Origin of the sequence: Streptomyces sp. OfavH-34-F, from assembly GCF_022347745.1 — a bacterium.
In the GTDB taxonomy this organism is placed as follows: Bacteria; Actinomycetota; Actinomycetes; order Streptomycetales; family Streptomycetaceae; genus Streptomyces.
In genome coordinates this window covers 1-5034 of the sequence record NZ_JAKRGC010000391.1, presented here as the reverse complement: position 1 = coordinate 5034, position 5034 = coordinate 1, and the positions used below count along the sequence as shown (strand labels likewise).

Below are 5034 nucleotides of genomic sequence, written 5' to 3'. Positions count from 1 at the left end.
GGGCGGGGGGCCCGCCGGGTGCGGTACGGGGCCGGTGGGCCGGCCGTCGTGCGGGCGCGCACCCCGCGCGCCCCACGCGCCGTGCGTACCGTCGTTGTCCATGAACCGTTGCCCCCTTGACCTGCCAGGTCCGTCACTGCACCGGCCAATCTAGTGCGCGCACACGGTGAGTTCAGCAACGCGCCCGGATAGTGACCGTCCGGGAGGCGCCTCGGAGCCGTATGCCGCCTTCTGTCCGCCGCGGACAACGACACGTGCGCGACCACTACCGATCGGAGCATGCCCGACGCCGTGTCCCCCGCCTAGCCTGCAGAGCGAGAAGCGTCCCGAGCACCCCCACAGGAGCCCCGCATGACCGAAATTCCGCAGGAGCGCCGACTCGTCACCGCCATTCCCGGTCCGAAGTCGGTCGAGCTGCAAGACCGGCGGCTCGCGGCGGTCGCCGCGGGCGTGGGCTCCACCCTGCCGGTGTTCACCGCGCGGGCGGGCGGCGGGATCATCGAGGACGTGGACGGCAACCGTCTGATCGACTTCGGTTCCGGCATCGCCGTGACGTCCGTCGGCGCCTCCGCCGAGGCCGTGGTGCGCCGGGCCTCCGCGCAGCTCGCGGACTTCACCCACACCTGCTTCATGGTCACCCCGTACGAGGGGTACGTGGAGGTCTGCGAGCGGCTCGCGGAGCTGACGCCGGGTGACCACGCGAAGAAGTCGGCGCTGTTCAACTCGGGCGCCGAGGCCGTCGAGAACGCCGTGAAGATCGCCCGCGCGTACACCAAGCGGACCGCGGTCGTCGTCTTCGACCACGGCTACCACGGCCGGACGAACCTCACGATGGCGCTGACCGCCAAGAACATGCCGTACAAGCACGGCTTCGGCCCGTTCGCGCCGGAGGTGTACCGGGTGCCGGTGGCGTACGGCTACCGCTGGCCGACCGGGCCCGAGAACGCGGGCGCGGAGGCGTCCGCGCAGGCCATCGACCAGATCACCAAGCAGATCGGCGCGGAGAACGTCGCCGCGATCATCATCGAGCCGGTGCTCGGCGAGGGCGGCTTCATCGAGCCGGCCAAGGGCTTCCTGCCCGCGATCGCGCGGTTCGCGAAGGACAACGGCATCGTGTTCGTCGCGGACGAGATCCAGTCGGGCTTCTGCCGTACCGGCCAGTGGTTCGCCTGCGAGGACGAGGGGATCGTCCCGGACCTGATCACGACCGCCAAGGGCATCGCGGGCGGCCTTCCGCTGTCCGCCGTGACCGGCCGCGCGGAGATCATGGACGCGGCGCACGCGGGCGGTCTCGGCGGTACGTACGGCGGCAACCCGGTCGCCTGCGCGGGCGCCCTCGGGGCCATCGAGACGATGCGCGAGCTGGACCTGAACAAGAAGGCGAAGCGCATCGAGGAGGTCATGAAGGGCCGCCTGGAGGGGATGCGCGAGAAGCTGCCGAACGGCGGGCTGATCGGTGACGTCCGGGGCCGGGGCGCGATGATCGCGATCGAGCTGGTGAAGCCGGGCTCCAAGGACCCGAACCCGGAGGCGGCGACCCGGCTCGCCAAGGCGTGCCACGCCGAGGGCGTCCTCGTCCTGACCTGCGGCACGTACGGCAACGTGCTGCGCTTCCTGCCGCCGCTGGTGATCGGCGAGGACCTGCTCAACGAGGGGCTGGACGTCCTGGAGGGCGCCTTCGCCGGGATCTGATCCGGGGCGCGCGGGGGCCTGTGAAGAAAAGGTGCGGGGGCGATGGCGGGTTACCGTACCCGCTATCGGTCCCCCGCCGCCTGACGTACGGTTTCCGCAGATGAGAGAAACACCCCGCTCGCAGGGCACTGCGGGCGAATCCGGGCCGGAGCCCTCCCGGCGCCGTCCCGGACGTGCCTTCGCGCACACCGCTGGAGCCTCACGCTCCGGAACTCCTCACCGATCGGGCGGCCGCTCGTCCCACACCCCCCGGAACGCGCGGCACCCCGGTCCACTCGTCCGCTCCGGAACAACCCCCCCAGTTCCGGGGCGGACGGTTTTCCTCCTCTCCCTGGTCGCGGGCCTCGCGGCCCTTTTCGCGCTGACCACCTGGCAGGTCGCGTCGGACGGCCCGCTGCGGGCGCTCGACGAGCGGGCCGGGCGGGCGCTGACCGGGCACGGCCCCCGGGGGCTGACCGAATTCCTCGCCGATCTCGGCAACATGCAGGTGGCCCTGCCGGTGCTGGGCTGTGCGATCGGCTGGGCGCTGCTGCGCGGGCGGCGGTGGGAGCCGCTGGGCGCGGCCCTCGCGATGGCGCTGGTGCCGCTGCTGGTCGTGCCGCTCAAGGAGGCGGTCGCGCGGCCCGGGCCGCTGACGGAGGCGACGGGCTACTACCCGTCCGGTCACGCGGCGACGGCCGCGGTGGCGTACGGGGCCTCGGCGCTGCTGCTGGCCGGGCGGGGGCGGCCGGCGTGGATGATGCCCGTCATCGCCGTCCTGCTGACGGCGATGACGGGCATCGGTCTGGTGCTCCGCGGCTATCACTGGCCGCTGGACGTGCTGGGCAGCTGGTTCCTGTGCGGGCTGCTGCTCCTGCTGCCCCGGGCCTTCGGCCGGATCAGCCGAAGTAGGCGTCGAAGTTCTTCGAGAACTGCCAGTTGTTGAAGCGGTCCCAGTTGATGGACCAGGTCATCAGGCCGCGCAGGCCGGACCAGGTGCCGTGGGTCTGGTAGGAGCCGCAGCCGGTCTTCTTGGTGAGGCAGTCGAGCGCCTTGGTGACCTCGGCGGGCGAGGTGTGGCCGTTGCCCGCCTGGGTGGAGGCCGGCAGGCCGATCGCGATCTGGTCGGGGCGCAGGCCGGGGAAGACCTTCGTCTGGTCACCGGCGACGGGGAAGCCGGCCATCAGCATGTCCGTCATCGCGATGTGGAAGTCGGCGCCGCCCATGGAGTGGTACTGGTTGTCCAGGCCCATGATGGAGCCCGAGTTGTAGTCCTGGACGTGCAGCAGGGTGAGGTCGTCGCGCAGCGCGTGGATCACCGGCAGGTAGGCGCCGGCGCGCGGGTCCTGGCCGCCCCACTTGCCCGAGCCGTAGTACTGGTAGCCGAGCTGGACGAAGAAGGTCTCCGGGGCCATGGTGAGGACGAAGTCCTCGCCGTACTTGGCCTTGAGGGTCTTGACCGCCGAGATCAGGTTGACGATGACGGGCGTGGTCGGGTTCCGGAAGTCGGTGTCCCCGGTGTTCAGCGACAGCGAGTGGCCCTCGAAGTCGATGTCCAGGCCGTCGAGCCCGTACTCGTCGATGATCTTGCCGACGGAGGAGACGAACATGTCGCGGGCGGCGGTGGTGTTGAGCTGCACCTGGCCGTTCTGGCCGCCGATGGAGATCAGGACCTTCTTGCCCGCGGCCTGCTTGGCCTTGATGGCCGCCTTGAACTCCGCTTCGCTCTCCACGTTCGGGCACTCGGTGACCGGGCAGAGCTTGAAGCGGATGTCGCCCGAGGTGACGGAGGTCGGCTCGCCGAAGGCGAGGTCGATGACGTCCCAGGAGTCGGGCACGTCGGCCATGCGCGTGTAGCCGGAGCCGTTGGCGAAGCTGGCGTGCAGGTAGCCGACGAGCGCGTGCGGCGGCAGCTGGCCGCCGGTGCCGCCGTCGCCCCCGCCGCCCTCGCCGGTGGTGACCGAGACGGCGGCGGACTTCGCGGACTCGCCCGCCTCGTTGACGGCGCTGACGCGGAAGCTGTACGCGGTCGAGGCTTCGAGGCCGGTCACGGTCGCCGAGGTGCCGGTGACGCTCTGGACCTTGGTGTCGCCCCGGTAGACGTTGTATCCGGTGGCCCGGGAGGAGCCCGTCCAGGACAGGCCGACCGAGGAGGAGGTCACCGAGCCGGTCTTCAGGCCGGTGGGGGCGTCCGGGACGACGACCGGGTCGCCGCCGGGGCCGATCAGGGAGAGGTCGTCCACGTAGTAGGCCGGGGTGCCGTACCAGCCGTGGGTGTAGATGGTGACCGTGTCGGTGGAGGGGCCGGTGGTGAAGGTGGTGCTGAGCTTCTGCCAGCTGGGCGCGGACTGCGTCCAGGTGCGGACGTCGCTCGTGCCGGTTCCGTCGGCGCCGAGGTAGACGTAGCTGCCCTGCACCCAGGCGCTCAGGGTGTACGTGGAGCCGGGCTTGACCTTCACGGACTGGGAGCACTTGGCGTTGTCGCTGCCGGCCGGGGTGGCCTTCAGGGCCGAAGTCCCGCCGTGTACGGGGGTGCTGACGGCCGCTCCGCTGCCGCTGGTGCAGTTCCAGCCGGTCAGCCCGGCCTCGAAGGTGCCGTTGCGGGCGAGTTCGGCGTCGGCCGCGGCGGCGGTGGGCGCCGTGGCGGCGAGGCAGCCGGCGGCGAGCAGGGCCGCCGAGAAGGCGGCCACGAGTCCGGTCTTGCGGGCGGGGGGTCTCGTGCGTTCCACAACGGCCTCCGTACAGGGGGGAATTGACGCGGCGAGGAATTGATGCGGCGCGCACAACATGGTCCAGACCAATCCTGTTGTCAAGACCTCTGGCAGTGGGGGCCGCCCGGAAGACGCCTGCGGCCGGACCCGTTGTCGGTGCCGGATGGCAGACTCGGCGGCATGGATCACATGGGGGACGTCCGCAGCGTCGAACAGCTCACCGCGCTGACGGCGCGCGGCGGGAAGGTGAAGTATCTGCACTTCTGGGGTCACCGTCCGCGCCCGGACGGGACCATCGGCGCGAGCTGCCTGAGCCAGTGGTGGCCCTCGCCGTTCACGGTCGACGGCGTCGTCTACGCCTCGGCGGAGCACTGGATGATGGCCGGCAAGGCGCGGCTGTTCGGGGACGCTCGGGCGGAGGAGCTGGCCGTCGCCGCGAAGAGCCCGGCCGAGGCGAAGAAGGTGGGCCGGCTCGTTCGCGACTTCGACGACGAGGTCTGGCAGCGGGAGCGGTTCGCCCTGGTCACGGCGCGCGGCGGGAAGGTGAAGTATCTGCACTTCTGGGGTCACCGTCCGCGCCCGGACGGGACCATCGGCGCGAGCTGCCTGAGCCAGTGGTGGCCCTCGCCGTTCACGGTCGACGGCGTCGTCT

General features: G+C 71.3%; 4 protein-coding genes. 3 read left to right on the top strand and 1 reads right to left on the bottom strand.

Going from position 1 to position 5034, the window contains the following annotated elements; translation table 11 throughout:
- Positions 1–351: 351 nt before the first annotated feature.
- Both gabT and MHW47_RS31740 read left to right on the top strand, forming a co-directional pair.
- Positions 352–1692, top strand: coding sequence for a 4-aminobutyrate--2-oxoglutarate transaminase (gene gabT, locus MHW47_RS31745; protein WP_239227317.1), 1341 nt, complete (start codon positions 352–354; stop codon positions 1690–1692).
- Between the two features lie 100 nt (positions 1693–1792).
- On the top strand, positions 1793–2617 hold the full coding sequence (locus MHW47_RS31740) for a phosphatase PAP2 family protein (protein WP_239227316.1): 825 nt from the start codon (positions 1793–1795) through the stop codon (positions 2615–2617).
- On the opposite strand, the gene MHW47_RS31735 is transcribed toward MHW47_RS31740, so the two are convergent.
- Positions 2571–4400: a chitinase gene (locus MHW47_RS31735; RefSeq protein WP_239227315.1), complete on the bottom strand. Its 1830-nt coding sequence runs from the start codon at positions 4398–4400 to the stop codon at positions 2571–2573. The genes MHW47_RS31740 and MHW47_RS31735 overlap by 47 nt on opposite strands.
- Positions 4401–4571: 171 nt before the next feature.
- Here MHW47_RS31735 and MHW47_RS31730 point away from each other — a divergent pair.
- Positions 4572–5034: NADAR family protein (locus MHW47_RS31730; RefSeq protein WP_239227318.1), on the top strand; the 463-nt coding region annotated here is incomplete at its 3' end.